The sequence below is a fragment of the Mycobacterium sp. Root265 genome (assembly GCF_001428895.1).
Taxonomy (GTDB): domain Bacteria; phylum Actinomycetota; class Actinomycetes; order Mycobacteriales; family Mycobacteriaceae; genus Mycobacterium.
Map to the genome: position 1 here is coordinate 473,869 of NZ_LMJA01000030.1, position 25,817 is coordinate 499,685.

The 25,817-nt window shown below is 67.0% G+C and carries 28 protein-coding genes, 1 tRNA gene and 1 pseudogene; 15 read left to right on the forward strand and 15 right to left on the reverse strand.

Annotation, left to right across the window (positions count from 1 at the left end; all coding sequences use genetic code 11):
• Nucleotides 1–34: 34 nt before the first annotated feature.
• On the reverse strand, nt 35–2,824 hold the full coding sequence (aceE, locus tag ASE48_RS24710; RefSeq protein ID WP_057169786.1) for a pyruvate dehydrogenase (acetyl-transferring), homodimeric type: 2,790 nt from the start codon (nt 2,822–2,824) through the stop codon (nt 35–37).
• A 191-nt stretch (nt 2,825–3,015) separates the two neighbouring features.
• On the opposite strand from aceE, the gene ASE48_RS24715 reads away from it, so the two are divergent.
• The 4 genes from ASE48_RS24715 (at nt 3,016) to ASE48_RS24730 (ending at nt 4,686) form a co-directional block, all read left to right on the forward strand.
• Nucleotides 3,016–3,558 (forward strand): hypothetical protein, encoded by a 543-nt coding sequence (locus ASE48_RS24715; RefSeq protein ID WP_200962264.1) that lies wholly within the window; start codon nt 3,016–3,018, stop codon nt 3,556–3,558.
• Nucleotides 3,559–3,668: 110 nt separating this feature from the next.
• Complete coding sequence (locus ASE48_RS24720; RefSeq protein ID WP_057169788.1) at nt 3,669–4,103, forward strand: DUF3052 domain-containing protein; 435 nt, start codon at nt 3,669–3,671, stop codon at nt 4,101–4,103.
• 2 nt (nt 4,104–4,105) lie between these two features.
• Complete coding sequence (locus ASE48_RS24725; protein ID WP_057169789.1) at nt 4,106–4,567, forward strand: peroxiredoxin; 462 nt, start codon at nt 4,106–4,108, stop codon at nt 4,565–4,567.
• A gap of 44 nt (nt 4,568–4,611) precedes the next feature.
• A tRNA-Val gene (locus ASE48_RS24730) sits at nt 4,612–4,686 on the forward strand.
• A gap of 118 nt (nt 4,687–4,804) precedes the next feature.
• On the opposite strand, the gene ASE48_RS24735 is transcribed toward ASE48_RS24730, so the two are convergent.
• The 5 genes and pseudogenes from ASE48_RS24735 to ASE48_RS24755 form a co-directional block, all read right to left on the reverse strand.
• Nucleotides 4,805–5,488: a nitroreductase gene (locus ASE48_RS24735; protein WP_057169790.1), complete on the reverse strand. Its 684-nt coding sequence runs from the start codon at nt 5,486–5,488 to the stop codon at nt 4,805–4,807.
• Nucleotides 5,489–5,555: 67 nt separating this feature from the next.
• A complete protein-coding gene (locus ASE48_RS24740) occupies nt 5,556–6,428 on the reverse strand; it encodes an NmrA family NAD(P)-binding protein (RefSeq protein ID WP_057169791.1) in 873 nt (290 codons plus the stop codon).
• 79 nt (nt 6,429–6,507) lie between these two features.
• A complete protein-coding gene (locus tag ASE48_RS24745; protein WP_057170020.1) occupies nt 6,508–7,407 on the reverse strand; it encodes a TIGR03620 family F420-dependent LLM class oxidoreductase in 900 nt (299 codons plus the stop codon).
• Between the two features lie 32 nt (nt 7,408–7,439).
• Nucleotides 7,440–8,189, reverse strand: a pseudogene (locus ASE48_RS24750) (NADPH-dependent F420 reductase); the annotation flags it as partial.
• A 22-nt stretch (nt 8,190–8,211) separates the two neighbouring features.
• Nucleotides 8,212–8,679: a MarR family winged helix-turn-helix transcriptional regulator gene (locus ASE48_RS24755; RefSeq protein WP_057169793.1), complete on the reverse strand. Its 468-nt coding sequence runs from the start codon at nt 8,677–8,679 to the stop codon at nt 8,212–8,214.
• Nucleotides 8,680–8,779: 100 nt separating this feature from the next.
• Here ASE48_RS24755 and ASE48_RS24760 point away from each other — a divergent pair, with 100 nt between their 5' ends.
• Entirely contained in the window at nt 8,780–9,169 is a 390-nt protein-coding gene (locus ASE48_RS24760; RefSeq protein ID WP_057169794.1) for a winged helix-turn-helix transcriptional regulator, read from the forward strand.
• Nucleotides 9,166–9,699: a PaaI family thioesterase gene (locus ASE48_RS24765; protein WP_057169795.1), complete on the forward strand. Its 534-nt coding sequence runs from the start codon at nt 9,166–9,168 to the stop codon at nt 9,697–9,699. Before ASE48_RS24760 ends, ASE48_RS24765 begins: the two co-directional genes overlap by 4 nt.
• Nucleotides 9,700–9,738: 39 nt before the next feature.
• On the opposite strand, the gene lhgO is transcribed toward ASE48_RS24765, so the two are convergent.
• Entirely contained in the window at nt 9,739–10,950 is a 1,212-nt protein-coding gene (lhgO, locus tag ASE48_RS24770; RefSeq protein ID WP_057170021.1) for an L-2-hydroxyglutarate oxidase, read from the reverse strand.
• Between the two features lie 278 nt (nt 10,951–11,228).
• Nucleotides 11,229–11,477, reverse strand: a complete 249-nt coding sequence (locus tag ASE48_RS24775) for a hypothetical protein (RefSeq protein WP_057169796.1) — start codon at nt 11,475–11,477, stop codon at nt 11,229–11,231.
• A gap of 286 nt (nt 11,478–11,763) precedes the next feature.
• Here ASE48_RS24775 and ASE48_RS24780 point away from each other — a divergent pair, with 286 nt between their 5' ends.
• From ASE48_RS24780 to ASE48_RS24790, 3 genes are all read left to right on the forward strand, one after another.
• Nucleotides 11,764–13,506 (forward strand): CocE/NonD family hydrolase, encoded by a 1,743-nt coding sequence (locus ASE48_RS24780; protein ID WP_057169797.1) that lies wholly within the window; start codon nt 11,764–11,766, stop codon nt 13,504–13,506.
• An 8-nt stretch (nt 13,507–13,514) separates the two neighbouring features.
• On the forward strand, nt 13,515–14,108 hold the full coding sequence (locus tag ASE48_RS24785; RefSeq protein WP_057169798.1) for a TetR/AcrR family transcriptional regulator: 594 nt from the start codon (nt 13,515–13,517) through the stop codon (nt 14,106–14,108).
• Nucleotides 14,109–14,448: 340 nt separating this feature from the next.
• Entirely contained in the window at nt 14,449–14,727 is a 279-nt protein-coding gene (locus ASE48_RS24790) for a hypothetical protein (protein WP_057169799.1), read from the forward strand.
• Between the two features lie 24 nt (nt 14,728–14,751).
• On the opposite strand, the gene ASE48_RS24795 is transcribed toward ASE48_RS24790, so the two are convergent.
• The 3 genes from ASE48_RS24795 to ASE48_RS24805 are packed head-to-tail and all read right to left on the reverse strand — an operon-like array spanning nt 14,752 to nt 16,656.
• Nucleotides 14,752–15,378 carry an SOUL family heme-binding protein gene (locus ASE48_RS24795; RefSeq protein WP_057169800.1) on the reverse strand — a complete coding sequence of 209 codons (627 nt, stop codon included), beginning with the start codon at nt 15,376–15,378 and terminating at the stop codon, nt 14,752–14,754.
• A gap of 28 nt (nt 15,379–15,406) precedes the next feature.
• Nucleotides 15,407–15,802, reverse strand: coding sequence for a VOC family protein (locus ASE48_RS24800; protein WP_057169801.1), 396 nt, complete (start codon nt 15,800–15,802; stop codon nt 15,407–15,409).
• A gap of 26 nt (nt 15,803–15,828) precedes the next feature.
• Nucleotides 15,829–16,656 carry an oxygenase MpaB family protein gene (locus ASE48_RS24805; RefSeq protein ID WP_057169802.1) on the reverse strand — a complete coding sequence of 276 codons (828 nt, stop codon included), beginning with the start codon at nt 16,654–16,656 and terminating at the stop codon, nt 15,829–15,831.
• A 36-nt stretch (nt 16,657–16,692) separates the two neighbouring features.
• Between ASE48_RS24805 and ASE48_RS24810 the strand changes: the two genes are divergently transcribed.
• Complete coding sequence (locus ASE48_RS24810; protein WP_057169803.1) at nt 16,693–17,655, forward strand: cobalamin biosynthesis protein; 963 nt, start codon at nt 16,693–16,695, stop codon at nt 17,653–17,655.
• Here the strand turns inward: ASE48_RS24810 and ASE48_RS24815 are convergent.
• Genes ASE48_RS24815 through ASE48_RS24825 form a run of 3 tightly spaced genes read right to left on the reverse strand, consistent with a single transcriptional unit; the run spans nt 17,609 to nt 19,653 of the window.
• Nucleotides 17,609–18,451 (reverse strand): SURF1 family cytochrome oxidase biogenesis protein, encoded by an 843-nt coding sequence (locus ASE48_RS24815; protein WP_057169804.1) that lies wholly within the window; start codon nt 18,449–18,451, stop codon nt 17,609–17,611. The two genes, ASE48_RS24810 and ASE48_RS24815, sit on opposite strands and share 47 nt — an antisense overlap.
• A gap of 25 nt (nt 18,452–18,476) precedes the next feature.
• Nucleotides 18,477–18,995: a low molecular weight protein-tyrosine-phosphatase gene (locus tag ASE48_RS24820; protein WP_442928757.1), complete on the reverse strand. Its 519-nt coding sequence runs from the start codon at nt 18,993–18,995 to the stop codon at nt 18,477–18,479.
• The gene (locus ASE48_RS24825; RefSeq protein ID WP_200962248.1) at nt 18,988–19,653 is read right to left on the reverse strand and encodes an HAD-IA family hydrolase; all 666 of its coding nucleotides are present in this window, start codon (nt 19,651–19,653) and stop codon (nt 18,988–18,990) included. Before ASE48_RS24825 ends, ASE48_RS24820 begins: the two co-directional genes overlap by 8 nt.
• 115 nt (nt 19,654–19,768) lie before the next feature.
• Here ASE48_RS24825 and cobC point away from each other — a divergent pair, with 115 nt between their 5' ends.
• Genes cobC through ASE48_RS24845 form a run of 4 tightly spaced genes read left to right on the forward strand, consistent with a single transcriptional unit; the run spans nt 19,769 to nt 23,626 of the window.
• The gene (cobC, locus tag ASE48_RS24830; RefSeq protein ID WP_235571524.1) at nt 19,769–20,719 is read left to right on the forward strand and encodes an Rv2231c family pyridoxal phosphate-dependent protein CobC; all 951 of its coding nucleotides are present in this window, start codon (nt 19,769–19,771) and stop codon (nt 20,717–20,719) included.
• Nucleotides 20,716–21,846: a Nif3-like dinuclear metal center hexameric protein gene (locus tag ASE48_RS24835; protein WP_057169808.1), complete on the forward strand. Its 1,131-nt coding sequence runs from the start codon at nt 20,716–20,718 to the stop codon at nt 21,844–21,846. Before cobC ends, ASE48_RS24835 begins: the two co-directional genes overlap by 4 nt.
• The gene (locus tag ASE48_RS24840) at nt 21,843–22,571 is read left to right on the forward strand and encodes a zinc ribbon domain-containing protein (RefSeq protein WP_057169809.1); all 729 of its coding nucleotides are present in this window, start codon (nt 21,843–21,845) and stop codon (nt 22,569–22,571) included. Before ASE48_RS24835 ends, ASE48_RS24840 begins: the two co-directional genes overlap by 4 nt.
• Nucleotides 22,568–23,626, forward strand: coding sequence for a bifunctional RNase H/acid phosphatase (locus ASE48_RS24845; RefSeq protein WP_057169810.1), 1,059 nt, complete (start codon nt 22,568–22,570; stop codon nt 23,624–23,626). Before ASE48_RS24840 ends, ASE48_RS24845 begins: the two co-directional genes overlap by 4 nt.
• Here ASE48_RS24845 and ASE48_RS24850 read toward each other — a convergent pair whose 3' ends face one another.
• Nucleotides 23,627–24,196 (reverse strand): helix-turn-helix domain-containing protein, encoded by a 570-nt coding sequence (locus tag ASE48_RS24850; protein ID WP_057169811.1) that lies wholly within the window; start codon nt 24,194–24,196, stop codon nt 23,627–23,629.
• A 47-nt stretch (nt 24,197–24,243) separates the two neighbouring features.
• On the opposite strand from ASE48_RS24850, the gene ASE48_RS24855 reads away from it, so the two are divergent.
• On the forward strand, nt 24,244–25,776 hold the full coding sequence (locus ASE48_RS24855) for a bifunctional NAD(P)/FAD-dependent oxidoreductase/class I SAM-dependent methyltransferase (protein WP_057169812.1): 1,533 nt from the start codon (nt 24,244–24,246) through the stop codon (nt 25,774–25,776).
• Nucleotides 25,777–25,817 lie beyond the last annotated feature (41 nt).

Genomic DNA, 25,817 nt, shown 5'->3' on the forward strand with positions numbered 1-25,817 from the left:
CCGGGATGAGTCCGGCTGACGCTCCCACCACCCACTAGGCGCTTCCGGTGTCGGCGTAGGAGACGCCGGCCGCCTTGACGTCGTCGATCTGGTACTCCTTGGCGGCCGCGATCGCCACCGACGGATCGATCTCCCCGTCGCGGGCGAGTGCTTCCAGGACGGCCACCACGACCGACTCCGCGTCGGTGTTGAAGTAGCGGCGCGCCGCCGGACGGGTGTCGGAGAAGCCGAACCCGTCGGTGCCCAGGGTGAGGTAGGTGCCGGGCACCCAGGGCCGGATCTGCTCGGGAACCGCACGCATCCAGTCCGAGAACGCCACCACGGGTCCGGTGGCATCGGCGAGCACCTGGGTGACATAGGCCGTCGGTGCCGGCTGATCGGGGTGGCGCAGCCGTTGCTTCTCGACCGCGACACCGTCGCGGTTGAGCTCGCCCCAACTGGTCACCGACCACACATCGGCGGCCACGTCCCACTTCTCGGCCAACATGTCGGAAGCCTTGATCGCCTCGGGCATCGACACCCCCGAGGCCAGGATCTGCGCGGTGCTGCTGCGCTTCTCCGGAGCGGCCCGGAACCGGTACATGCCCCGCAACACGCCCTCGGGATCGAAGTTCTCCGGTTCGGCGGGCTGCACGTAGGGCTCGTTGTAGATGGTGATGTAGAAGAACACGTTCTCCGGGTTCTCCCCATACATCCGCTTGAGGCCACTCTCGACGATATGAGCGATCTCGTAGGCGAACGCCGGGTCGTAGGTGACCGCCGCCGGGTTGGTCGAGGCGAGCAGCAGCGAATGCCCATCGGCGTGCTGCAGTCCCTCACCGGTCAGCGTGGTGCGACCGGCGGTCGCACCCAGGACGAACCCGCGGGCCATCTGATCGGCGGCAGCCCAGAACCCGTCGCCGGTGCGCTGGAACCCGAACATCGAATAGAAGATGTAGATCGGGATCATCGGCTCGTTGTGGGTGGCGTAGGAGGTGGCCACCGCCGTGAACGACGCCGTCGAGCCGGCCTCGTTGATGCCCTCGTGCAGGATCTGGCCGATCTCGGATTCCTTGTAGGCCAGCATCAGCTCGGAGTCCACCGCGGTGTAGAGCTGCCCGTTGCGGTTGTAGATCTTGAGGCTCGGGAACCACGAGTCCATGCCGAACGTGCGGGCCTCGTCCGGGATGATCGGCACGATGCGCGGCCCGATGTTCTTGTCGCGCAACAGTTCCTTGAAGGTCCGCACGGTCGCCATGGTGGTGGCCACCGGTTGCTTGCCCGAACCCTTCTTGAGCGCCTTGTAGGTGTCGGTGGGTGGCAGCTTGAGCGCCTTGGACTTGGTGCGGCGCTCGGGCAGGAACCCGCCCAGGGTGCGGCGGCGGTCCAGCAGGTACCGGATCTCGGGGGCATTGGGCCCGGGGTGGTAGTACGGCGGCAGGTACGGGTCCTTCTCCAATTCGGCATCGGAAACCGGTACCCGGGTGACGTCGCGGAAGGTCTTGAGGTCTTCCAGGGCAAGCTTTTTCATCTGGTGCGTGGCGTTGCGGCCCTCGAAGTGCTGGCCCAGCGTGTAGCCCTTGATGGTCTTGGCCAGGATGATCGTCGGCTGGCCCTTGTGCTCCATCGCCGCCCGGTAGGCCGCGTACACCTTGCGGTAGTCGTGCCCGCCGCGCTTGAGGTTCCAGATCTCCTTGTCGGTCATCGGATCGACGAGGGCCTTGGTGCGCGGGTCGCGACCGAAGAAGTGGTCGCGGACGTAGGCGCCGTCATTGGCCTTGTAGGTCTGGTAGTCACCGTCGGGGGTGGTGTTCATCAGGTTGACCAGCGCGCCGTCGCGGTCGGCATGCAGCAGCGCATCCCACTCGCGGCCCCACACCACCTTGATGACGTTCCAGCCCGCACCCCGGAAGAACGACTCCAGTTCCTGGATGATCTTGCCGTTGCCGCGCACCGGGCCGTCCAGGCGCTGCAGGTTGCAGTTGACCACGAAGGTCAGGTTGTCCAGCGCCTCGTTGGCCGCCACCTGGATCAGGCCGCGGCTCTCGGGCTCGTCCATCTCACCGTCGCCGAGGAACGCCCACACGTGCTGATCGGAGGTGTCCTTGATGCCGCGGTCGTTCAGGTAGTGGTTGTAGCGCGCCTGATAGATCGCGTTCATCGGGCCCAGGCCCATCGACACCGTGGGGAATTCCCAGAAGTCGGGCATCAGCCGCGGATGCGGGTAGGACGGCAGTCCGCCACCGGAATGCGAGTGCTCCTGGCGGAAACCATCCAGTTGGTCGGTGGACAGCCGGCCCTCCAGGAAGGCGCGGGCGTAGACACCGGGGGAGGCGTGGCCCTGGATGAAGATCTGGTCCCCACCACCGGGGTGGGACTTGCCGCGGAAGAAGTGGTTGAACCCCACCTCGTACAGCGACGCCGACGATGCATACGTCGAAATATGGCCGCCCACACCGACTCCCGGGCGCTGGGCGCGGTGCACCATGATGGCGGCGTTCCAGCGGATCCAGGCTCGATAGCGTCGTTCGACGTCCTCGTCACCAGGGAACCAGGGCTCCAGTTCGGTGGGGATGCTGTTGACGTAATCGGTGGAGGTCAAGGCGGGAATGGCAACACGCTGCTCGCCGGCGCGTTCCAGCAGACGCAACATCAGGTAGCGCGCCCGGGCGGGACCGGAGCGTTCAACCAACTGGTCGAACGACTCCATCCACTCGGCTGTCTCCTCGGAATCGATATCGGGCAGATAGGAGGCAACGCCCTCCCTGATCACACGAACCCGGTCGGGTTCGCCTGTGGTGCCAGAGTTTTGGGCCAGGTCTTGGCGCGCGAACTCGGTGGTCAACTACGGCTCCTCGGTTGAAAGGTGCTTGGTGTCGGATACTTGATGCTTGTGGCACCCTCTATCGTCCCCCTATCCTGCCGCAGATCACCGGGCGGGGTTGCCTACCGCAATGATCTGCCCATCCGGCGGGTGAACCGGTAAGTTTGGCCACGATGGTGAACAGTTGGCGGGGGTCCGCAGCACCGACGCGGATGCGCATCGCTGCGCTGGCACTGGGAGCGCCCGCGGGCCTGGCCCTGGTCGTGGTGGGGTGCACGAGTGTCACCAGCGGTACCGCCACGGTGGACAAGGCCGACGCGCCGATCTACCAGGCCTCGGTGTCCGCGTCGATCGCCGAGTCGGTGGCGAGTTCCAGCGCCAAGGAGTCCGAGCGTCAGGTGTCCATCACCAACCGCGCCGTGCACACCTCGTGCGAGGCGATCAGCAACAGCAGCGCGGACGCCATCAGTTCGGTCAACGGTTATGTCGACGCGTACAACCAGAACGCCGACGTGGTGGCCACGGCCGGCCCGGCGATCGCCGCGCTGAACGGCAGCGCCGACCTGGTCTCGGGCAGCCTGTCCGATCCGCTGGGGCCGGAGTTGAGCGGCGCGCTGACCCGCTGGGTCGACGCGGCGCGGGCGGTGGCGTCGGCGATCGAGACAGATATCGGCCCGAGTCCGTTCAACGACGCCATCAACGAATTGAACGATTCCCGGACCGTGGCGCTGGACCTGTGCGACGCCGCATATTGACGAACTCGATCAAACTTGCTGCCAGTGGGCAGCTACCACAACACGACGTGCGACGATAGGGCTCCAGAAGTTCGGAGGCACATACGAAGCAGGATGAGGGAGGACAGAAGGTGGTCGCGGCGGGGAAGGATTCCGACCCGAATTACGCCCAGAAATTGGGCATCGAGAAGGGTCAGGTCGTCCAGGAGTTGGGCTGGGACGAGGACACCGACGACGATATCCGGGCCGATGTCGAGGATGTCAGCGGCGGCGAGATGCTCGACGAGGACTCCGACGAGGTGGTCGACGTCGTCCTGCTGTGGTGGCGCGATGACGACGGTGACCTGGTCGACCGGCTGATGGACGCCATCACCCCGCTCGCCGATGACGGCGTGATCTGGGTGGTGACACCGAAGACCGGCAAGCCCGGCCATGTGCAGCCTGCCGAGATCGCCGAGTCCGCGCCCACCGCGGGGCTCATGCAGACCTCATCGGCGAATCTGGGGGACTGGATCGCCAGCCGGTTGGTACAGCCGAAGTCCAAGGCCGTCGCGAAGAGCCGGTAGGCATGCTCGCTGTCGGCGACAGCGCGCCGGACTTCACGCTCAAGGACCAGCACGGCCGCGCCGTCACGCTATCCGGGTTGCGCGACAAAAATGTGCTGCTGGTGTTCTTCCCGCTGGCGTTCACCGGCGTGTGCCAGGGCGAACTCGGGGAGATCCGCGACCGGCTGTCCGAGTACCAGAACGATGATTCCGCGGTGCTCACCGTGTCGGTCGGACCGCCGCCCACCCACAAAGTCTGGGCCACCGAGAACGGGTTCGGATTCCCGGTGTTGTCGGATTTCTGGCCGCACGGGGCCGTGACGCAGGCCTATGGCGTGTTCAACGCCGACGCCGGCTACCCGAACCGGGGCACGTTCGCCATCGACCGCGGCGGGGTGATCCGGTTCGCGGAGATGATGCAGCCCGGCGAGCTGCGTGATCAGTCGGTCTGGCAGCAGGCCTTGGGGGCGTTGCGGGACGGCTGAGGATTTCACCGCACGCGGGCGCGACGTGTAAGTTGCCTGCGACGGGGCGCGTAGCTCAGTGGTAGAGCTCTGGTTTTACACACCAGTGGTCGGCGGTTCGATACCGTCCGCGCCCACCATCAAAACTGCAGTTCAGAGGGTTTTGCGTGCCGAACATCTGGTCCGTCGGCGGCGACCGTCTTACTCGGAATCGGGCGTCGGAGCCTGCAAGCAGCAGAGCGCCGATCCGAACGGCCGTCAGTCCTCGATTCCGTGCAGCACGACACTTTCGCTCAGAGGCAGGCGATGCATATGAACGTCGTTCACCGGAGCCGCCGGATCAGCTGTGCCGAAGGAAATTCCGAACAGCAATTTGAGCTCGTCAGACAGGCCGAGTGCTTCGCGTACGACGTCGGCATACATACCCAGAATGGTCTGCGGGATGCTGTGATAGCCCCGGGCCGTGAGTGAGAGCAGGAGTGTCTGCGCGTACATGCCGATATCGCCGGCGGTGCGCACCCCGTCGCCGAGCTTGGGCATGAACAGGAACGCGACGTGGGGGGCGTCGTAGAAGCGCAGATTGTCGCGCACGACCCCGTGTCTGCCTTCTACGTCCGTGCGGGCGATCCCCCACGCCTCGTACAGCGTTGCACCGTGGGCGCGTGACCGTTCCCGGTAGGTGCCGTCGCCATAGTCGAAGGTGAAATCGGCGGACTCGCGCCCGTCGTCGTAGGCCCGCAGGAGTTCGTCGCTGATGGCATCCCGCAGGGTGCCTGAGACGACATGCACCTGCCACGGTTGGGTGTTGCTGTTCGAGGGCGCGGTCTGTGCATCTTCGAGTACGGCGCGGATGTCAGACGCCGGCAGGGGAGTCGGCAGGAACTTCCGAGCCGACCGCCGGGACCGGATCACATTCACGAACGGCGTTGTGGTGCTGGTCATCTGTGGTCTCTTTCACGTCTCGTCGTCAAATCCGTTGTCATTGATTCGATTCTTTGGCTGATGGGGGTCAGCCTGCTGTCAGCTGGTCACGGTTCTCGATCGCCCATTCCCGCAGCGAGATCGAGGGGCGGCCGGTGACGAACTCCACGTCGTCGCGCACGGTGCCGATGTAGCCCATCCGCCCGTCGATGACTTGGCGGGTGAATTCCACACCCGCGTCGGCGTACCACGACTCCACCGCGGTGCTGCCGTTGGCGATCGACGCCTTGAACTCCTCCGGGCCGCGCACATCGCAGCGAATCTCTCGATTGAGGACCTCGGAGAGGGTAATTGCCACTTCGGGTCCCGATGCCACCTCGGTGGACAGCCAGTACTCCTTCCCGCCGTGTCGGGAAGGTCCCTGCCGCAACACCGTTGCCGCAACGGCGGCGATGTCGCGCGCGGCGATCCATCCGACACGGCGATCACCCCAGAAGACTGAGAAGGCGCCATTGTCGACCGGCGTCATGGACGCCAGCCCCTCCATGAACACGTTGGGGTGCAGGTGGGTCCACTGCAGTCCGCTTCCCTCGATGTAGCGCTCGATCATCTGGTGCCAGACGAAGTGCGGATCGGTGACGTCCCAGTTGGCGAACACGCCCTGATGCACGATGTGGCTGGCACCGGCCTTCACCGCGGCGTCGACGAGCGTCTTGCTCTGGGTCAGCATGGCAACGGTGTAACCGGTCAACAGGTATACCCGGTCCACGCCGTGCAGCGCGTGCGCGAAGGTGCTCGGATCGTCCAGGTCGAGGCGCACCGCGTCGCGTCCCGCCGCGCGCAGCTCGTCGACCTGCTGGGGTTTGCGTGCGGCATAGCGGACCCGGACGTTCCCGGGGTCACGGTCGAACTCCTCGACGAGGAGCTTGCCGACCTGGCCCGTCGTCCCGATGACGAGCACGAGGGGGCCCGTTGAATCAACTTCTGCAGCAGGGTTTCCCACGGTGTGTCTCTTCCGGTTCGAGTGGATCCGACGCGTTTCACAAGCCCAATGCGGCTGCGAGTGCCCGCAGATTGGGCAGCGGGTCGTCGGTCGGGTCGTCGACGGCGACCTGTACGACGACGTGGTCGGCGCCGGCGTCGAGATGTGCGGTGACCGAGGCGGCCGCCTCCTCGGCTGTTCCCATTCCGACCAGCGCACGTGCCAGCCGTTCGGAACCGCCGATCACCAGGTCGGTCTCGTCAAAACCCTGCCGCAGCCAGGAATTCCGGTAATTGTCCAGCCGCGAGTAGAGATCCAAGTGGCTGTGCGCGCGACGCAGTTGATCATCGACACTGCCGCCGATGGCGATGGCCTGCTCGGTGACGATCCACGGGTCTTCACCCAGGATCGCACGGGTGTTCCGCGTCTGGTCGGGCAGCACCAGATACGGATGCGCGCCGTCGGCACCCTCACCGGAAAGTTCGATCATCTTGGGACCCAACGCAGCCAACAGACGCGTTGGCCGCGAGCCGGATTCGAGCTCGGCCGGTACCGCGTTCATGCCGTCCAGATACGCCCGCATCATCGCCAGCGGCTTCCGATAGGCGCCGCCGAGGGAACCTTCGACGAAGGGGGCGTGGCTGACACCCAGCCCGAGGACGAACCGTCCCGGGTACAGGGCGGTGAGCATCCGGGCGCCACTTTCCGCCGCGGTGGGCAACCGGACGTGGATGTTGGCGATGCCGGTGCCGACCACCAATCGGTCGGTGGCACCGAGGAGTGCTGCGGATTCGACGAGCACGTCCTTGCCGTTGCCCTCGGGCATGAACAGCGACCCGTACCCGAGCGCCTCGATCTCGCGGGCCATGTTCTGCGCATCGCGGATCGGCCAGGGTTCACTGTTCCAGAACACGCCGACCTTGGATGGAAAGTCAATGGTGCCAGGCTTGTTCGTCATGATCACTTTCGTTTCGTGGAGTGGATGCACGGTCACATGAAGATCGCGCGCGCCAGTCGGACGGCGTAGTCCGAGCTGAGATTCGGCATCCCGTCGCCAACGCGTTCGGCGATGGCGGCGATGGAGATGTCGCGGCGCTTGGGCAGCCGATCCTTCTCGGCCGCGGCGAGGGCATCGCCCATTTCCTCGCTGGTGAGATTCGTGCAATAGCACGGGGCGCCCGGTTGCTGACGCCACGACTCGGAGAGTGGGCCGGCATCGAAGCCGTCGAATCCGGTCTGATCGACCAGCATCATTGCGAGCGTGCGGTCGTCGGCGTCGTCGGCGGCGACCGGAATGGCGATGCGGCCGGGGGTTCCTGCGGGCGCGCCCTTGTCGGCGAATGATGCCGACCCGATAGCGTTCCAGGCCTTGACAATTGGCCGTCCGATCTGCTGGGACAGCCATACGCTCTCGACCTCGCCGGCGTCGATGGGCTGAATCCGTTCATCGCGGTGCGGGTAGTAGTTCGAGGTGTCGATGACGACGGCGTCGGCCGGAGCCGCGGACAACGTCGATGCGAAGGCGGGCATGCGATTCAGCGGCATCGACAAGATGACCACCTCGACGTCGCGCACCGCATCGGCCGCGTCGACCGCGCGGGCGCCGGCGGACAGCGCCTCAGGGTCGATGGTCTCCGGGCCGCGGGAGTTGGCGATCTTGACGTCATGTCCCGCCGCACTCAATTTTCGACTCAACGTCTTGCCGATGTTGCCGGCGCCGACGATGCCGATTCTCATTCTCGCTCCTTCGTTGTGTTGTGTGTCAGTCGACGGCGGGGTGGGCGAGGCCCTCGAGCGTGCGTCGAAGGTCCTGGAGGCCGGGCTCGTCGAGCTGGCAGGCTGTTTTGATCTTGTCGGTGACGCCGCGGACCTCCGACTCGAGCGCGCGACCCGCAGTGGTCAGGTCGACCAGCACGCGCCGCTCATCGGTGCGATCTCGCACCCGCGACACCAACCCGGCAGCCTCCAGGCGCTTGACCAGGGGCGTGATGGTGCCGGTGTCCATGTCCAAGCAGGCACCAAGTGCGCCGACGGTCTGGGGGGCGCCGTCGAGCAGCGCCAAGATGACCAGGTACTGGGGGAAGGTCAGTCCCAACGGCTCGAGGAACGGCTTGTGCAGGCGAACCATCCGGTTCGCTGCACCGTAGAGCGCGAACGACAATTGCTCGCCCAGGCGGCCGTCTGTGCCCGGCGGAGTGGGTGAATGCAGATCTCCAGTGCGCGATTCCATAGTGCACTAGATAATAGCAGCACGGACGGGGTTAAGCGAGCCATGAAGGCGGCCAAGCGTTGAGTTTGATTGTCAAACTCACTTCTGGCACGCTGGCACCGTGTCAACCACACCGCTTGCCGACCTGGCGGGCCGTCCTTGCCCCATCGCGGCGGCCATGGAGGTCGTCGGCGAGAAGTGGTCCCTGCTCATCATTCGCGAAATCGCCCTGGGCTCAGTTCGTTTCGGCGCCATCGTGGCGGGCACCGGCGCACCGAGGGACCGCATCGCAGCTCGCCTGAAGACGCTGGAGGCCGCGGGGGTCATCGCCCGAACGGCCTATCAGGATCATCCTCCGCGTGACGAATACCGTTTGACCGCCTCCGGCCGGGACCTTCTTCCCGTGCTGGACGCCCTACTGGCCTGGGGTGCCGATCACGCGGTGGCCGTCGACGATCCTCTCCGCCCACCCCGCTACCGATCCTTCGTCCGAACCGAGGAGACACCGTGACCACGCAAACCACTGAGACGACCGACAAGCGGGACGGCTGGGGCGAGGAACGCTCGAAGGTTGTCAACTGGCACGATCCGGCGCCGACCGCCGCGGCCGGCCTGGCCATGTCGGGCATCGACTATCTCCGTGCCATGACCGAGGGCACGTTGCCGCCGCCCCCGATCTCGGGCCTGATGGACTTCACGATGGTGGAGGCAGAGCCGGGTCGCGTGGTCTTCACGTGTCGGCCCGACGAGTCGGCGTACAACCCGATCGGCGCCATCCACGGCGGATTGGTCTGCACGCTGCTGGACTCGGTGCTCGGCTGCGCACTGCACAGCACACTGCCCCAGGGCAAGGGTTACACGTCGATCGAGATCAAGGTGAACTACCTGAAAGCGGTCCGGCTCTCCAGCGGCCTACTCACCGCGACGGGCACCGTGGTCAAAGCGGGATCGCGCGTCGGTTTCACCGAGGGCGTCGTCACCGACGCGGCGGGCGCCGTCGTCGCGACCGCGTCGAGCACGCTGCTGGTATTCGACCTCTGAGCGTCACCGGACCACGCCGGTCTCGAGAAAGTGCGTTTGTCACAGCTCTACCTCTGCCGCATCGATGGTGGACACGACGTGTTCGGCGATCGCGAGCGCCGATGTGGCCGCGGGGGAGGGCGCATTGCGCAAGACGACGATGCGGTCGCGGAAGCTGATCCGGAAGTCGTCGACCAGGCCGCCATCGGCATCGAGGGCCTGGGCCCTGATCCCGGACGGCCCGGGCACCACATCGTCGTCCGCCAGGTCGGGCACGTAGGCGCGTGCAGCCTCGACGAATCGATGCTTGCTCAGCGACCCGCGCATTTCGCGGATCCCGGTCCGCCAATGCTGGCGGGCGAACCGCCAGAACGCCGGTGTACGCGCCACCCCCACCAGATCGGGTACCGACACCTTGCGCCAGGTGTAGCCCTCCCGGGCAAGGGCCAGAACGGCATTGGGTCCGATCAGCACCTGTCCGTCCACGCGCGGGGTGACGTGGACGCCGAGGAACGGGTAACGCGGATCGGGCACCGGGTAGACCAATCCATTGACCAGGTCCCGGCGCTCCGGCTTGATCGTCCAATACTCGCCACGGAACGGCATGATCACCGGATCCGGCCCGTCGCCGGCCATCTCGGCCAGCCGGTCGCTCTGCAGCCCTCCACAGGCGACCACCCGATCGAACGTGGTCGCCGCTGTGCCTCCGGCGGTACGTGAGGTCACCACCACCTCCGCGCCCATGGTGCGCAGGCCGGTGACCTCGTGGCCCAATTGCACCGTGGCGCCTGCCGCGGTCGCATCGACCGCCAGCGCCTCAGTGACCTGGCCGTAATCGACGATCGAGGTCGATGGGGAGTGCAGGGCGGCGATGCCGCGCACATGCGGTTCGAGTTCGCGTAGTTCGTCGGGTCCGACGATGCGGATCCCAGGGACACCGTTCGCGAGTGCGCGTTCCTCGATATCGAGCAGCCGGCCCCGCTCCTCCTCGTCGAGTGCGACCAGCACCTTGCCGCAGGCGATGCGGGGGATCGAGTGCTCGGCGCAGAACTCCTCGAGCAGCCCGACGCCGCGGCGGCACAACCGTGCCTTGACCGACCCTGGCTGGTAATACAGACCGGCATGGACGACACCGCTGTTGCGTCCGGTCTGATGCGCGGCGAGTCGGTTCTCCTTCTCGAAGACCGTCACCTCCGCGTCGGGATGGCGCGTGATGATCTCGCGGGCGATGGCGATCCCGACGATTCCGCCGCCGATTACTGCAATCCGCATGTGTGTCACTGGGCCCCCTCGGCCCGAGCGTAATAGCCGGTGAACACCTCGTCCTGGTGGGCGGCGAGGGTGGGATGCGGCAACGTCAGCACCACGATGTCGCGGACGTGACTCGGTCGGCCGGAGGTCGGCCGTCGTGTAGGCCCTGGGGAGTGGCGCGCCGAACCGTGAATTCAGTACGCCGACACCGACGAATTCCGAGCGTCGTCGAAAAACTCGTCAAACAAGTAAGGGCGGGTCCGAATATTTCGGACCCGCCCTTACTTCCATGAATTAGATCAGTCGTTCGGACCCTCAACGGTCTGCTGCGGGGCCGTCACCGGAGGTGTGAATACACCGCCACCGGGGTTCAGCGACTTCTCGGTCGGGGTCAGCGAGACCTCCGTGGTGGTCGTGGTCGTGGTGGGCGACTCTTCGGGCTTGTCGCTGTCACTGCTGCACGCCGCGGTGAAGCCGATCATCGCGATGATGGCGCCACCGCCAACCGCTGCCGAAATCCGACGACGAGCCAGACGATTTAATGCCATCTTCCGTCCTTCTCCTGGTGTCAATGTGGTGAAACTCCGGCAGCCGCGATGTCCGCGAAAACCGGGTGCAACAATCCCATTTTACGCTGGGATCTGGCGTCAGAAACTGTAACGCAGTGCCTGTATCAGTGCATTCCCTCACTCCTGCTATGTAGGGGTTGTTTTGACGGGTTGTGTGTTCGTTCTGGAGCCCACGCGGTTCCGGGCATGGCCGCGGGTGTACCGTAATAAGATACGGACCGTATCTTGATCGGTCGAGGCTTCACGAGGAACCGGGGGGTGCGCGATGAGCACCGAACATCAGATGATCTTCACGCCATCGCAACCGCTGCCCGCGGCGCGCACCGGCGTGTTGACGGGATTCGATCCGGGCACGCGCACGTTGGAGGCCGGCTATCGGGTGGCGCCGCAGTTCCAGCCGATACCGGTCGACATCGTTTTCGAGAAGGACGTTGCGGTCCGGCTGCGCGATGGTGTCACGATCCACGTGGATATGTTCCGCCCCGCGGGTGCCGAACAGGTGCCCGTCGTGGTGGCATGGAGTCCGTACGGCAAGGGGCAGGGGTCCTCGGCCAGTGTCATGGGGGTGTTCGCCATGGTTGGACTGGACAACGGGATCGTCTCGGGACTGGAGAAGTTCGAGGGGCCCGACCCGGCGTACTGGTGTGCCCATGGCTATGCCATCTGCAACCCCGACATTCGCGGTGTGGTCGACTCTGACGGCAACAGTGTGTTGTGGGACCGCCAGGAGGGCCGTGATTGCCATGACCTGATCGAGTGGCTGGCCGAACAGCCCTGGTGCAGTGGCAAAGTCGGGATGAGTGGAACCTCCTACCTGGCCGTGTCGCAGTGGTTCACGGCAGCCGAGCAGCCCCCGCACCTGGCGGCGATCAACCCATGGGAGGGCGTCAGTGACGTCTACCGCGATCTGGTGATGCGCGGAGGCATGCCGGACACCGGGTTCGCCCGGCAGTTGCAGGAAGGAAGCTTCTTCGGCACCAACATGAAGGAAGATGTACTCGCCGAGGCGGAGCGTTACCCACTGATGAATACTCTGTGGGAGAACAAGATCCCGGATTTCGAGAAGATCACCGTGCCGGCCTACGTGGTGGCCAGCTACACGAACACCCTGCATACTGCGGGAACGTTCCGTGCCTGGCGGCGGATGGCGTCGCAGCACAAGTGGCTGCGCATCCACAACGGTCAGGAGTGGCCCGATTACTACGACGAGACGAACCGCGAAGATCTGCGCCGATTCTTCGACCGGTATCTCAGGGACATCGACAACGGGTGGGAATCCACACCCCGCGTTCGGTACTCGATTCTCGACCTTCGCGGTGGCGATCAGGTCGGAGTCGCCGCGGACCGGTTCCCGCCCACCGGGTTCGTCTCGACCAAGTTCTACCTCGACGGTGCCGCGCGGGTATTGAGCACCCAGCCGACATCGGCGGACGTAGAGGTCGGCTACGCCGTCGACGCCAATCCGAATGCGGTGTCGTTCATCGCTCGCTTCGACGAGGAGACCGTCATGGTCGGCTATCCGAAGGCGCACCTCTGGGTCGAAGCGCGCGGCGCCGACGACATGGATCTCTTCGTGCTCGTGCAGAAGCTCGACGCGTACGGCACCCCACTGCAGCAGTTCACCGTGCCCAACCAGGACGCCCGAATCCACGACCTGACCGACCACGGAGCAACCGTGCTGCGGTACAAAGGATCCGACGGACGGCTGCGCGTCTCTGCCCGACACCTCGACGGCGAGTTGTCCACATGGGATGTCCCGGCGCACACCTTCGACCGGGTCGAAAAGCTCGTCGAAGGCGAGCCCGTCGAGATCGAAATCGACCTGTTGCCCATCGGTCTCGCCTTTCATCCCGGCGAACAACTGCGCTTCGTCATCAGCTCGGCCACCCTGCTGGGCCCGTTGATGCCCGCAATCCGGGAATACACCGGCGCCAACAGCGGGCAGCACGTCATTCACACCGGCGACTCGCACCCGTCGTATCTGCAGCTACCCGTTCGGAAGCCTTGAGGACTGTCATGGACGGGGAACCGAAGACGCGACGCCGCAACGACGCGCTGATGACGGCGATCCGGGATGCGGTCAGGGCCGAGCTCACCGAACACGGCTATGCGGCCCTGACTTTCGAAGGAGTGGCCCGGCGGGCGAAGACCAGCAAGCCGGTTCTCTACCGTCGTTACCGGACCCGGGCCCACATGGTCGTGGACGCGTTGCCCAATCTCCGATGGGAACCCGACGATCTCGTGTTCGACGCGACGGAATCGTTGCGGGAAAACCTGCTGACCCTGTTCGCCGCGATCGTGGACAACTTCGTGGCCATCGGCGTGGACAACTATCGGCGGCTGGTCGCAGACGCTGACGACGACCTGCTGGACCTTCTGCATGCGCAGATCATCGGCTTGGCCGAACGCACCGTCTATCCGGCCCTGGCCCGCGCACGCGAACGGGACGAGATCGGGCCCAGGGAGATCTCGCGCCTGCCCGCGATGTCCATCGGGTACCTGCTGCGAGACCGACTGCTGTTCACCCGCGCCGAGGTGGGCCGCGACGCGATCGCCGAGATCCTCGACACTGTGTACCTGCCGCTGATCAGCACCGTATCCAGGCTGTAGACCCTTCGGTCCCTGGGGATAACCCCCGGACGACTCTCGGGATTCCTACCTGGACAACCACCTTCAGAAAATTCGACCATATATGTGGAATGTCCACCGGTTGGGAAGTGTTGGTGATTCATATGAGTGTCGTGACAGCGATGACTCGCACTCATACGTTGAGAGACATGAACACGTCTGGTTCAGCGGAAGGCGGGTCACGTGCCTGAAACCTACTGATATGCAAGTAAATAACACCTAGAAGACACAAGCCACAACTTCACAAACTCACAGAGTTCTGCCCCCGGGTGCCCACGATGCACCGCCGGGTGGCTCAACCCTGCTCGAAAGGAACACGAAAATGCAGAAAATCATCCTCGCCTCGGCAGCCTTCATGGCTTTGGCCGGCGGTTCATTCGGGATGGCGGCCACCGCGTCGGCGGCGCCGGCCGGCGCGTCGTCGGTCGAGGAAACCATCTATGACCTGCGCACTCAGGGCTATAACGTGCAGCTGAACGGCACCCGCAACGGGCCGCTGTCCAACTGTTCGGTCGACTCGGTGCGCGGCGCGTCCGACGCGGCGGTCCCGGGTGCGACGGTCTACGTCGACCTGTCCTGCCCGGCCGAGTACCAGTACTGATTCGCGCCGGGGGCGCGGTGCTGCTCACCCCGTGAGCGGCACCGCGACCTCGTTGCGTCGGCGGAACGGCAGGGTCCACGGCGGGTCGTAGAACCATGCCACCGGCTCTCCGTCGGTGTGGAATTCGGTGCCGTGCAGTGCGGTCAGCAGTTCGGCTGACTTGGCGGTGACGGACGTCGGACTGCGGTCACCGCTGAACCGCAGCACGGCGAAGCGCTCGGCAGGCACCTCCACCACGGTCACCGAGCTGTCATCGGGTTCGGGCAGGGTGTCCAGCGACCACTTCGACGGCATGTAGAAGCGGATGATCGAGTCGCCGCTGTCGTCGGCGCGGGCCTGCGATACCGGGGCCGTCATGGCGATCCTCTCGCGGTGTTGTGCCACCGGGGCCGTCATCGCGATCTTCGCCTTGCGATGGTTGCCGCCGAAGATGTAGCCCGCCAGACGACGGAAGCCCGCGCTGCGGGCCTCCTGACCGTTGCCCTTCACGCTGGTCTGCGCGGCGACGCGCGGCCCATACCGACGGATCTCGATCTCGCCGACCCGGCCTTCGAGCACAAAGAGCGGTTCCTCGGTGCCGACACGGATACCGAAGACACCCCCGACGCCCTCGACGAACTGGGTGGCGGCACCTGCGATCTTGGTCAGCATGCCTAGGAAGTACCCAACTCGGCGGGGATTACTCCGGCGGGGCGAAGAACTCCAGCGCGACACCGTCGGGATCGCGGAAGCTCAGACCGGATCCGTAATGCGCGTCGACCACACCGCCGTGCGCGATACCGAGATCGTCGAGGCGGCCGGCCCACTGCTGTAGCTCGGCACGGGTCTCGCAGCCGAACCCGACGTGATCGAGGCCCGCCCGGAACTCGGTGAACTCACCGGGGGAGATGGACCGGTCGTGCTGATGGATCCCGAACAGCGTGCCGTTGCCGAACGACCACACCAGATGGCGGAATCCGCCGTCGGTGTGCTCGTCGAGAACGGGGTCGGCTCCGATCAGCGCGCGGTACCAGGGCCCGCTCACCTCGATGTCGCTGACCGTGACGGCCACATGGTTGAGCGCTGCAATTGCCATGGAAGTCTCCTGCCTGATAGTTCGGTTCACACCACCCGTTTGCCACGTCGCGCACGGGACCGCATATCCCAGAGGTAGAGCTGATAGCCGAACAACCACAGATCGCGCGGGACGACGCGGTCGGCGATCCGTAGCGCGCCGATCAACGCGTCGAACGCCCGCTGTTGGCGGCTGGTCCAGCGCAACCGCATCAGGGTGCGGAACTCAGCGGGCAGGAATCCGGTGGTCGCGAACAGGTTCAGCGGACCGGCCACCTGGCGCAAGGGGGTCGGCAGGAAGACCAGCGCCGCGACCCCGTGCAGATGCCTGCGCACGGGCTCGTCGATCCGCAGCTCCTCCAGCGACCGTTTCCAGTATTCCTCGAACGCGACCCGGTCCGCAGGCCACATGTCCTGGTGTACCTGCAGTGTGGTGCCGAGCCGGGCGGCGTCCCCGTACACCGCGTCGGCCGACTCGTCATCGAGTGGGCCGTAGAGGAATTCGTGCTGATCGACGTAGTAGCGGTACAGGCAGGCCGCCACCCACAGTTGCAGCGTGGGATCGAATGCGTTGTAGCGCACCGGGCTGTCCGGGCCGGACCTGACCTGGCGGTGCGCGGTGTCGACCGCCCCGCGGATCAGGGCGCGGTCGTGGTCGGTGCCCACGGTGGCCGCCGCCAGATAGGTGCCGGTGGTGCGGGCCCGCTTGAACGGATGCTTGTAGACGTTGCCGCGGTCCACCGGGCTTTCCAGGACGCCGTACCCGACACCCGGGGAGGCCAGTTGCATGATGACGTTCGCGGCAGGTGCCAGCGCCGCGGCCGGATTGATCAGATCGGCGACGCGCCTCGGATTCCGCGGGGGACCGAGCCTCATGGAATTGAGTACACCACCTTGTGAGACGCTGCCGACGTGTTTGTGCCCAATAGCTCTGCCCGTGCGATCGGCTTGGCGGCCGGCTATCTGGCCGACGTGTGCCTGGCCGACCCCCAGCGCGGTCACCCCGTCGCCGCGTTCGGGTCTGCCGCGGCCGCACTGGAGCGCCGCACCTACGCCGACAGCCGGGCCGCCGGCGCCGCTCACACCGCCGCGCTGCTCGGGGCTCTGGGTGTGTTCGGACTGGCCGTCGAGCGTGCCGCGCGCCGGCGCGGCCCGGCGTGGACGGCCGCGGCCACCGCGGTGACCACCTACGTGGTGCTCGGCGGAACATCGTTGGCGCGCACGGGTGCCCGCCTGGCGGACACGCTGGAACGTGACGATATCGACGGCGCTCGGGCGCTGTTGCCCTCGTTGTGTGGTCGTGACCCGGCCGCCCTGGACGCCGACGGCCTGGCCCGTGCAGCATTGGAATCGGTCGCCGAGAACACCTCCGACGCGCAGGTCGCCCCGATCCTGTGGGGCGCAGTCGTGGGCGTGCCCGGCCTGCTGGTCTACCGCGGCGCCAACACCCTGGATGCGATGATCGGGCACAAGTCGCCCAGGTACCTGCAGTTCGGCTGGGCGGCAGCACGATTCGACGATGTCGTGAACTACGTGGGGGCCCGCGCGACCGGGCTGGTGGTGCTGGCGGTCGGTGGCGCGCCGAGCGCCACCTGGCGGGCCTGGCAACGCGACGCGGGCAAACATCCCAGCCCCAACGCCGGCGTCGCCGAGGCGTCCTTCGCCGGAGCGCTCGGGGTGCAGCTCGGTGGTCCCACCCAATATGCGCACCGCCTGGAGATGCGTCCGACCCTGGGCGACGGGCCTGCTCCCACCGCCGCCGACCTGCGTCGCGGCGTGCGATTGTCGCGGGCGGTTCAGGCCGGCGCGACGGTGCTGGCGGTGGCCGTCAGTGCCGTTTGCCGTACCGGTCGGCGAGCTTCTGCTCGGTGCTGACCGGCTTCGGCGCCGCTTCGCCGGGCTCGGGTTCGCCCTGCGGGTTGGCCAGTGCCTTCTCCCGGCGCCGGACCTTGACCTCGGCGAGGATGAAATACCCGACGCCGATCGGGGCGATGATGCCGAACGCGATCCACTGGATCCCGTAGGACAGGAACGGGCCGGCGTCCAGGACGGGCAGCGGGATCACGCCGAGTCCGCCGGGCTGGTCCTCGACCAGTTGCAGATAGGACCCCGCCAGCGGGACCCCGGTCACCTGGGAGACCTGCCCGGGATTGATCGAGTAGACCTGCATGGCGCCCTCGGCACGGAACGGATCCCTGCCGACGGCGAGCATCTCCGAATCACGCAACCGCGCGGTGATGGTCACCGGCTCGGCCGGGGCGGCCGCAATGGGCGGCACCGCGGTGCCCTGGTCGGGTTTGACGTAGCCGCGGTTGACCAGCACGGTCGGTCCGCCGTCGACGACGAACGGGACCAGCACCTCGTAGGCGGGCGCACCGTCCACCGACCGCAACCGGGCCAGCACCTGCGCCTCGGGCAGGTAGCGGCCCGAGGCCGTCACCCGCTGCCACTGATGGTCGTGCGCCGACGAATCCTGCTGCGGCAGATAGTCGGTCAGTGGCACCGGGTCGGTGTTCAGCGAGTTGGCGATCTGAGTGTTCTCGCGTGAGGTCGTGGTGTTCTTGCCGAGCTGCCAGGGCGCCAGCACCGTGAAACACAGCCAGGCGAAGGCCGCCACCACGACGTACAGCGCCAGCCACTGCGGCCGGAAGAGGAATCCGAAGCGCTTCATGGCTGTTTCCTCTTCGCGCAAGCGCTCATCGGTGCCGCCCCAGTTGGTGGTCGATCCAGTCGTGCAGGCCGGGCAGCGAGGCCTCTATGACGGCGAAGACCGCCTCGAAATCGTCTGGCCCGCCGTAATAGGGGTCCTCGACATCCAGGGTGAAGGCGGCCGAGCGCGGGTCGAACGAACGCATCATCCGTAGCCGCTCCGGCGGCACACCCATGTCGGCGAGCATCCGGGCGTGGTTGCGTCCCATCGCGACGACCATGTCGGCGGCCAGGTGATCCTCGTCGAGCTGGGCGGCGCGGTGGGTGGTCGGATACCCGTGTGCCAGCAGGACGGCATTGGTCCGGTGATCGGCGCCGTCGCCGGCATGCCAGCCGCCGGTCCCGGCGCTGGTCACCCGGACGCGCTCGGCGAGGCCGCGCCCCTCGATCTGGTGGGCCAGCATCTTCTCGGCCATCGGGGACCGGCAGATGTTGCCGGAGCAGACGAACGTCACATGCAGTGCCTGATCCCCCGGTCGCTGCGCTCCAGCCCGCCGGCTAGACACCGAGCACCCTTCGCAGGTCCGCCATCGTCGCCACCCGGTGCAGCGGCGCGGGGGCATCGGGCCCGTCGAAATCGGCGCCGCCGTATCCCCAGTCGACGACCACGGTGTCGATGCCGTGGAAGGAGGCGCCTTCGACGTCATGGCTGCGGTCACCGACCATCAGCACCCGCTCCGGCAGCGGACCCAGCTGCGCCAGCGCGTAGGCGATCACCTCGGCCTTGGCGGCTCGGGTGCCGTCCGGGCTGGCGCCCGCGATGACCTCGAAATATCCGTCCATCCCGAAGTGGGTGAGGATGCGCTGCGCGGTGGGCTGCGCCTTGGAGGTCGCCACTGCGAGACGCACGCCGGCGCGCTTGAGGTCTTCCAGCAGGTCGGGGATGCCGTCGAACAGGCGGTTCATCGACCAGCCGCGGGTGGTGTAGTCGGCGCGATAGGCGGTCATGGCCTCGTCGGCGCGGTCGCCGAGGCCCATCGAGGTCAGCGTGTGATGCATGGGCGGACCGACGATCCGGCCGGCGAGATCGCCGTCGGGAACGGTGGCGCCGATGGTCTCAAGTGCGTGGCGGAAGCTGGCGACGATGCCGTCCGCTGAGTCCGTCAGGGTGCCGTCGAGGTCGAACAGCACCAACTGCGGAGCTCGGGTCACGGTTTCAGTCACCCCACCATTGTCGCCGATGTTCCGGTGCTGCTGGTCGGCGCACTACTGTCGTGCTGTGGTTCACGAGGTTCGGCAGGCGGCGCGCTATCACGGCGACCAGGCCGTCACGTCCGGGATGCTGGACTTCGCCGTCAACGTCCGGGCCGCCGGGCCACCGTCGTGGCTGGTCGAACGCCTCGGTGCGCGGCTCACCGATCTGGGGCACTACCCGAGCGCAGCCGATGTCGCCCGCGCCACCGAGGCGGTGGCCGCGCGGCACGGACGCGATGCCGACGAGGTCGTGCTGCTGGCCGGCGGCGCCGAGGGCTTCGCGCTGCTACCGAACCTGGACCCGCGGCTGGCCGCGCTGATCGCGCCGTCGTTCACCGAACCGGAGGCGGTGCTGAGCGCCGCCGGGGTGCCGATCCGTCACGTGGTCCTCGACCCGCCGTTCGGGCTGGCCGGTGCCGCGGTGCCCGCTGGGGCGGACCTGGTCGTGGTCGGCAACCCCACCAATCCGACGTCGGTGCTGCATCCGGTGCGCGACATCCTCGCGCTGCGCGCGCCCGGCAGGATCGTCGTGGTCGACGAGGCCTTCGCCGACGCGGTGCCCGGCGAGCCGGAATCGCTGGCCGGCATGTCGTTGCCCGATGTGGTGGTGCTGCGCAGCCTCACCAAGACCTGGTCACTGGCCGGGCTGCGGGTCGGCTACGCACTCGGCGCACCGCAGGTGCTGGCCCGGCTGACGACCCGCCGCGCGCACTGGCCGTTGGGCACCCTGCAACTCGAAGCCGTCGCGGCCTGCTGCACTCCGGAGGCGGTGGCCGAGGCGGACGCCGACGCGCGCAGGCTCGCCGCCCTGCGTGCGGAGATGGTGACCGGGTTGCGCGCCGCCGGAGTGGACGTGGTCGACGGTTGCGCACCGTTTGTGCTGCTCCGCGTCGACGATGCCGAACTGACCCGAAAGCAACTGGATAGCAGGGGGATTGCGGTGCGCCGGTGCGACACCTTCGTCGGTCTGGACGGCGAGTATCTGCGTGCGGCGGTTCGCCACGAATGGCCGCTGCTGGTGGAGGCCCTGACATGAGCGTGTCTCTCGCCGAGGTGATGGACGTCCTGGACGCGGCGTATCCGCCTGCGCTGGCCCATGACTGGGACTCGGTCGGCCTGGTGGCCGGTGACCCGGCAGAGCCGGTCACCTCGGTGACGGTGGCGGTGGACGCCACCGATGCCGTGGTCGCCGAGGTGCCCGAGGGCGGGCTGTTGCTGGCGCACCATCCGCTGTTGTTGCGGGGTGTGGACACGGTGGCCGCCTCGACCGCCAAGGGTGCACTGATCCACCGGATGATCCGGTCCGGGCAGGCGTTGTTTACCGCACACACCAACGCCGACTCGGCCTCTCCGGGCGTCTCCGATGCTCTCGCCGAGACGCTGGGACTGGTGGTCGAGGACATTTTGTCCCGCGGCCCGTCCGGGCCCGATCTCGACAAGTGGGTGGTGTTCGTCCCTGTCGAACATGCTGCGCAGGTGCGGGATTCGTTGTTCGCCGCGGGCGCCGGGCAGATCGGTGACTACTCCTGCTGCAGCTGGAGCGCCACCGGCACCGGCCAGTTCCTGCCGCACGCGGGTGCGACGCCGGCCATCGGCGAGGTGGGCGCCGTCGAGCAGGTCACCGAGGACCGCATCGAGGTGATCGCCCCGGCGCGTCTGCGTGGGCGGGTGCTCACCGCACTGCGCGCCGCGCATCCCTACGAGGAACCCGCCTTCGACGTCTTCGCGCTGGCCCCACTGCCTGCCGATGTCGGGATCGGCCGGATCTGCACACTGCCCGAGCCCGAACCGTTGTCCACGTTCGTGTCCCGGGTGCGCGGCGCGTTGCCCGCGACCACGTGGGGCGTGCGGGCAGCCGGCGTCGCGGACGCGGTGGTGTCCCGGGTCGCCGTCTGCGGCGGCGCGGGGGATTCACTGCTCGGCGCGGTCACCGGCGCCGGGGTACAGGCTTATGTGACCGCAGATTTGCGGCACCACCCGGCCGACGAGCATGGCCGGGTCTCTGATGTGGCACTGGTCGACGTCGCGCATTGGGCAAGTGAGTTCCCCTGGTGTCACCAGGCGGCATCGCTGCTGCGCGGCAGTTTCGGCGAGGCATTACCGGTGCGCGTGAGTACCGTGCGCACCGATCCGTGGAATATCGATGGAGGTTCCCAATCATGAAAGCCGAAGTGAGTCAGCAACGTTCACTGCTGGACCTGGCCGAAGTCGATGCCGAATTGCGTCGCGTCGACCACCGCGCCGCCAATCTGGCCGAACAGCAGGAATTCGAACGCGTGCAGGCGCTGTACCAGGAGGCCAGCGACCAGGTGGCGGTGGTCGGCATCGCCCTGGACGACGTCGACGGTGAGATCGCCAAGTTGGAGAGCGAGATCGATTCGGTGCGCCAGCGCGAGGACCGTGACCGGACGCTGCTGCAGGGCGGGACGGTCAACGCCAAGCAGCTCAGCGAGCTCCAGCACGAGCTGGAGACGTTGGAGCGCCGGCAGTCGTCCCTGGAGGATTCGCTGCTGGAGGTGATGGAACGCCGCGAGGAGTTGCAGCGCCAGCAGTCCGAGCACCTGGCCCGTATCGACGCTCTGCAGAACGAATTGTCGGCGGCGCAGCTGGCTCGCGACGCGGCACTGGTGGATATCGACAACGTCCGTCAGGTGTCGGCGGGCCGGCGTGCGGAGCTGGCGTCGCTGCTGAACGCAGACCTGGTCACCCTCTACGAGAAGCAGCGCGCCGGTGGTGGACCCGGTGCCGGACTGTTGCAGGGAAAGCGGTGCGGGGCATGCCGTATCGAGATCGATCGCGGTGAAATGGCAAGGATCCAGGCCGCCGAGGACGACGAGGTGCTGCGGTGCCCGGAATGTGGAGCGATCCTGTTGCGGATCAAGCAGTGAAGGTCATCATCGAGGCCGATGGCGGATCGCGCGGGAACCCGGGCCCGGCTGGCTATGGCGCGGTGGTGTTCAGCGGGGACCGCTCAGCGGTGCTCGCCGAACGCAAGGAGTCGATCGGCCGGGCGACCAACAATGTCGCCGAATATCGCGGATTGATCGCCGGTCTGACCGCGGCGGCCGAACTGGGTGCCACCGAAGTGGTGGCGTTCATGGACTCGAAGCTGGTGGTGGAGCAGATGTCCGGGCGCTGGCGCGTCAAGCATCCCGATCTACTTGAGCTCAATCGTGAAGCCGCGCAACTGGCTCGGCAGTTCGGCCAGATCGAGTACGGCTGGATCCCGCGGGCCCAGAACTCACATGCCGACCGACTGGCCAACGAGGCGATGGACGCTGCGGCGGCCCCCGCATCGGCGCCCGCCTCGCCGGGCTGGAGCGGCGCCCGTGGGGAACCGACCCGGCTGATGTTGTTGCGCCACGGTCAGACCGAGCTCTCGGTGGACCGCCGGTACTCCGGACGGGGCAACCCGTCGCTCACCGAACTCGGACGCAGCCAAGCTGAGGCAGCGGCCCGCTACCTGGGGGAGAAGGGCGGCATCGACGCGGTCGTGTGCTCGCCCCTGGGGCGCGCCCACGAGACGGCCAGCGCCGCCGCGAAGGAACTCGGCCTCGACGTCGTCATCGACGAGGATCTCATCGAGACCGACTTCGGCAAGTGGGAGGGCTTGACGTTCTCCGAGGCGGCGCAACAGGATCCGGAGCTGCACGGCAAATGGCTGCGCGATACCAGCGTGACGCCGCCCGGCGGCGAGAGCTTCGATGCGGTGGCGGAGCGGGTGCGCCGGGCCCGCAACCGGATCGTCGAGGAGTATGCCGGGTCGACGGTGCTGGTGGTCTCCCATGTCACGCCGATCAAGACCATGCTGCGGCTGGCACTGGACGGCAACGCCGGGATTCTCTACCGGCTGCACCTCGATCTCGCGTCGTTGAGCATCGCGGAGTTCTATCCCGACGGGCTCGCGTCGGTGCGGCTGGTCAACCAGACCTCGTATCTGTGATCAGCTGGAGTGCAGGTGTAGCCGTTCCCCGTGGACGTCGAAGATCATGATGGCCTCGACCGGTCCGTCGACGGTGCCGAACCAATGTGGCGTCCAGGTGGAAAACTCCACGGCTTCACCGGGTTTGATGATGAAATCGCGTTCGCCCAGCACCAGACGCAATTGCCCGGAGAGCACGTACATCCATTCCTGACCCTCATGGACGGGAAGCTCGGCCGGTGGCGTGTTGCGCTTGGTGCTCACCCGCACCTTGAACGTGTGCCGGCCGCCGGTCGGGCCCTGACGGGTCAACGGCCAGTAGGTGACCCCGTGGCGGGTGTGGGAGCTGCCCCGGACCCGCGGGTCTTCGGACTCCGGTTCGCGCAGCAGCTCGTCGGTGCTGACCGACAGCGCCAGGGCCAGCCGGGGCAGGTGATCCAGGGCCAGCCGCCGTTTCCCGGATTCCAGTCGGCTCAGTGTGGACACGTCGATGCTGGCGCGGGCGGCCACATCCTGCAGTGTCAGGCCTTGCTGGGTGCGCAGATCCCGTAACCGCTTGCGGACGGTGTCGTCGACGCTCTTTGCCTCCATGGCAAACGAGCTTGGCATTTTGTCCGCTGATCGGCAAGCTCGATGACATGAACAACGAATGGGACTGCATCATCGTCGGTGGCGGCGCGGCCGGCCTGAGCGCGGCACTGGTACTCGGCCGCGCCCGGCGTCGCACGCTGGTCCTCGATGACGGTGACCAGAGCAACCTGGCTGCGCACGGCATCGGCGGACTGCTGGGTCACGACGGCCGCCCGCCCGCTGAACTCTACGAGGCGGGCCGCGCGGAACTCGCGGAATACCCGAACGTCACCTTCCGGCCGGTGCGGGTGACCGCCGCCAAAGCGGACGGGCCGGGCTTCGTCGTCGAACTTGCCGATGGCGGCCACGAACATGCGCGCCGCCTGCTGCTGGCGACCGGTATGCAGTACCAGCCGCCGCAGATCGCGGGCCTTGAGGCGCTGTGGGGCGGCTCGGCTTTCCACTGTCCGTTCTGCCACGGGTGGGAGGTTCGTGATCAGCCGCTGGCCGTGCTCGCCGATGGGGACCGCGCTGTGCACATGGCGCTGATGCTCAAGGGCTGGACCGACGATATCGTCGTGCTCAGCAATGGCGCGGGCCTGCAGAATGACCTGCTGACAGCCGCGGACATCGCCGTGGACGACCGGCAGGTCAGCGAATTCCATTCCGAGGGTGGCGTATTGACCGAGGTGCGGTTCGCCGAGGGCCCACCGCTGCCGCGGCGGGGTGTGCTGGTAGCCGCTGTCCTGCACCAGCGTTCCCACCTGGCAGCCCATCTCGGGGTGGACTTCGCGCCGGCGAGTCCTGTTGCCGCCGATGCCATCGTCGTCGACCAGTTCCAGCGCACCACGGTGCCCGGGGTGTTCGCCGCCGGCGATGTCAGCGTGCAGATGCCTCAGGTGGCGGCCGCGGTGGCCAGCGGATCGCTGGCGGCGGCTGCCGTGGTGCAGAGTCTGCTGGCCGATGACGTCGGGCTGCCCGTTCCGCCGTGGCCGGCGCCCGATGTCCAACAGCACTGGAACGAGCACTACGGCCAGCGCGATCGCGTCTGGAGTGGCCGGGTGAACCTCCGGCTCTCCGAGGTGGCGGAGTCGCTGGCACCCGGGCGCGCCCTGGACCTGGGATGCGGTGAGGGTGGCGACGCCATCTGGCTGGCGTCGCGGGGGTGGTCGGTGGTTGCGACCGATGTCTCACACGTGGCACTGGAACGGGCCGCCGCTGACGCGGGGGAGTTGTTGAGCCAGATCGACTTTCAGCACCACGATCTGGAGGTGAGTTTCCCGGACGGCGAGTTCGATCTGGTGTCCGCACAGTTCCTGCATTCGAAGATTCCGCTGGACCGGGCGCGCGTGTTGAAGCGGGCGGCGGTTGCGGTCGCGCCCGGGGGTCTGCTGGTGATCGTCGACCATGGCGAGGCTCCGCCCTGGTCGAACCACCGGCACGTCGAGTTCCCCGGTGCCGAGGAAGTGGTGGGATCACTCGACCTTGACGACGGCTGGGAACGCGTGCAGGTTGGCCCGGTCGAGCGCGAGGCGACCGGACCCGACGGGCAGCCGGGGCATCTGATCGACAATGTGATGGTGCTGCGGCGGAGTCACTGAAAGTTATCCACAGGCTCACGCATTTCCCCTCGCCACATGTC

Coding starts and splice junctions, on each gene's coding strand:
- ASE48_RS24815 (WP_057169804.1), bottom strand. CDS start 18,451: ATGAAGCGCTTCGGATTCCTCTTCCGGCCGCAGTGGCTGGCGCTGTAC.
- ASE48_RS24835 (WP_057169808.1), top strand. CDS start 20,716: ATGAGCGTGTCTCTCGCCGAGGTGATGGACGTCCTGGACGCGGCGTAT.
- lhgO (WP_057170021.1), bottom strand. CDS start 10,950: ATGCGGATTGCAGTAATCGGCGGCGGAATCGTCGGGATCGCCATCGCC.
- ASE48_RS24780 (WP_057169797.1), top strand. CDS start 11,764: ATGAGCACCGAACATCAGATGATCTTCACGCCATCGCAACCGCTGCCC.
- ASE48_RS24715 (WP_200962264.1), top strand. CDS start 3,016: ATGCGCATCGCTGCGCTGGCACTGGGAGCGCCCGCGGGCCTGGCCCTG.
- cobC (WP_235571524.1), top strand. CDS start 19,769: ATGCTGGACTTCGCCGTCAACGTCCGGGCCGCCGGGCCACCGTCGTGG.
- ASE48_RS24725 (WP_057169789.1), top strand. CDS start 4,106: ATGCTCGCTGTCGGCGACAGCGCGCCGGACTTCACGCTCAAGGACCAG.
- ASE48_RS24805 (WP_057169802.1), bottom strand. CDS start 16,656: ATGAGGCTCGGTCCCCCGCGGAATCCGAGGCGCGTCGCCGATCTGATC.
- ASE48_RS24790 (WP_057169799.1), top strand. CDS start 14,449: ATGCAGAAAATCATCCTCGCCTCGGCAGCCTTCATGGCTTTGGCCGGC.
- ASE48_RS24755 (WP_057169793.1), bottom strand. CDS start 8,679: ATGGAATCGCGCACTGGAGATCTGCATTCACCCACTCCGCCGGGCACA.
- ASE48_RS24785 (WP_057169798.1), top strand. CDS start 13,515: ATGGACGGGGAACCGAAGACGCGACGCCGCAACGACGCGCTGATGACG.
- ASE48_RS24800 (WP_057169801.1), bottom strand. CDS start 15,802: ATGGCAATTGCAGCGCTCAACCATGTGGCCGTCACGGTCAGCGACATC.
- ASE48_RS24735 (WP_057169790.1), bottom strand. CDS start 5,488: ATGACCAGCACCACAACGCCGTTCGTGAATGTGATCCGGTCCCGGCGG.
- ASE48_RS24775 (WP_057169796.1), bottom strand. CDS start 11,477: ATGGCATTAAATCGTCTGGCTCGTCGTCGGATTTCGGCAGCGGTTGGC.
- ASE48_RS24795 (WP_057169800.1), bottom strand. CDS start 15,378: ATGCTGACCAAGATCGCAGGTGCCGCCACCCAGTTCGTCGAGGGCGTC.
- ASE48_RS24840 (WP_057169809.1), top strand. CDS start 21,843: ATGAAAGCCGAAGTGAGTCAGCAACGTTCACTGCTGGACCTGGCCGAA.
- ASE48_RS24850 (WP_057169811.1), bottom strand. CDS start 24,196: ATGGAGGCAAAGAGCGTCGACGACACCGTCCGCAAGCGGTTACGGGAT.
- ASE48_RS24855 (WP_057169812.1), top strand. CDS start 24,244: ATGAACAACGAATGGGACTGCATCATCGTCGGTGGCGGCGCGGCCGGC.
- ASE48_RS24745 (WP_057170020.1), bottom strand. CDS start 7,407: ATGACGAACAAGCCTGGCACCATTGACTTTCCATCCAAGGTCGGCGTG.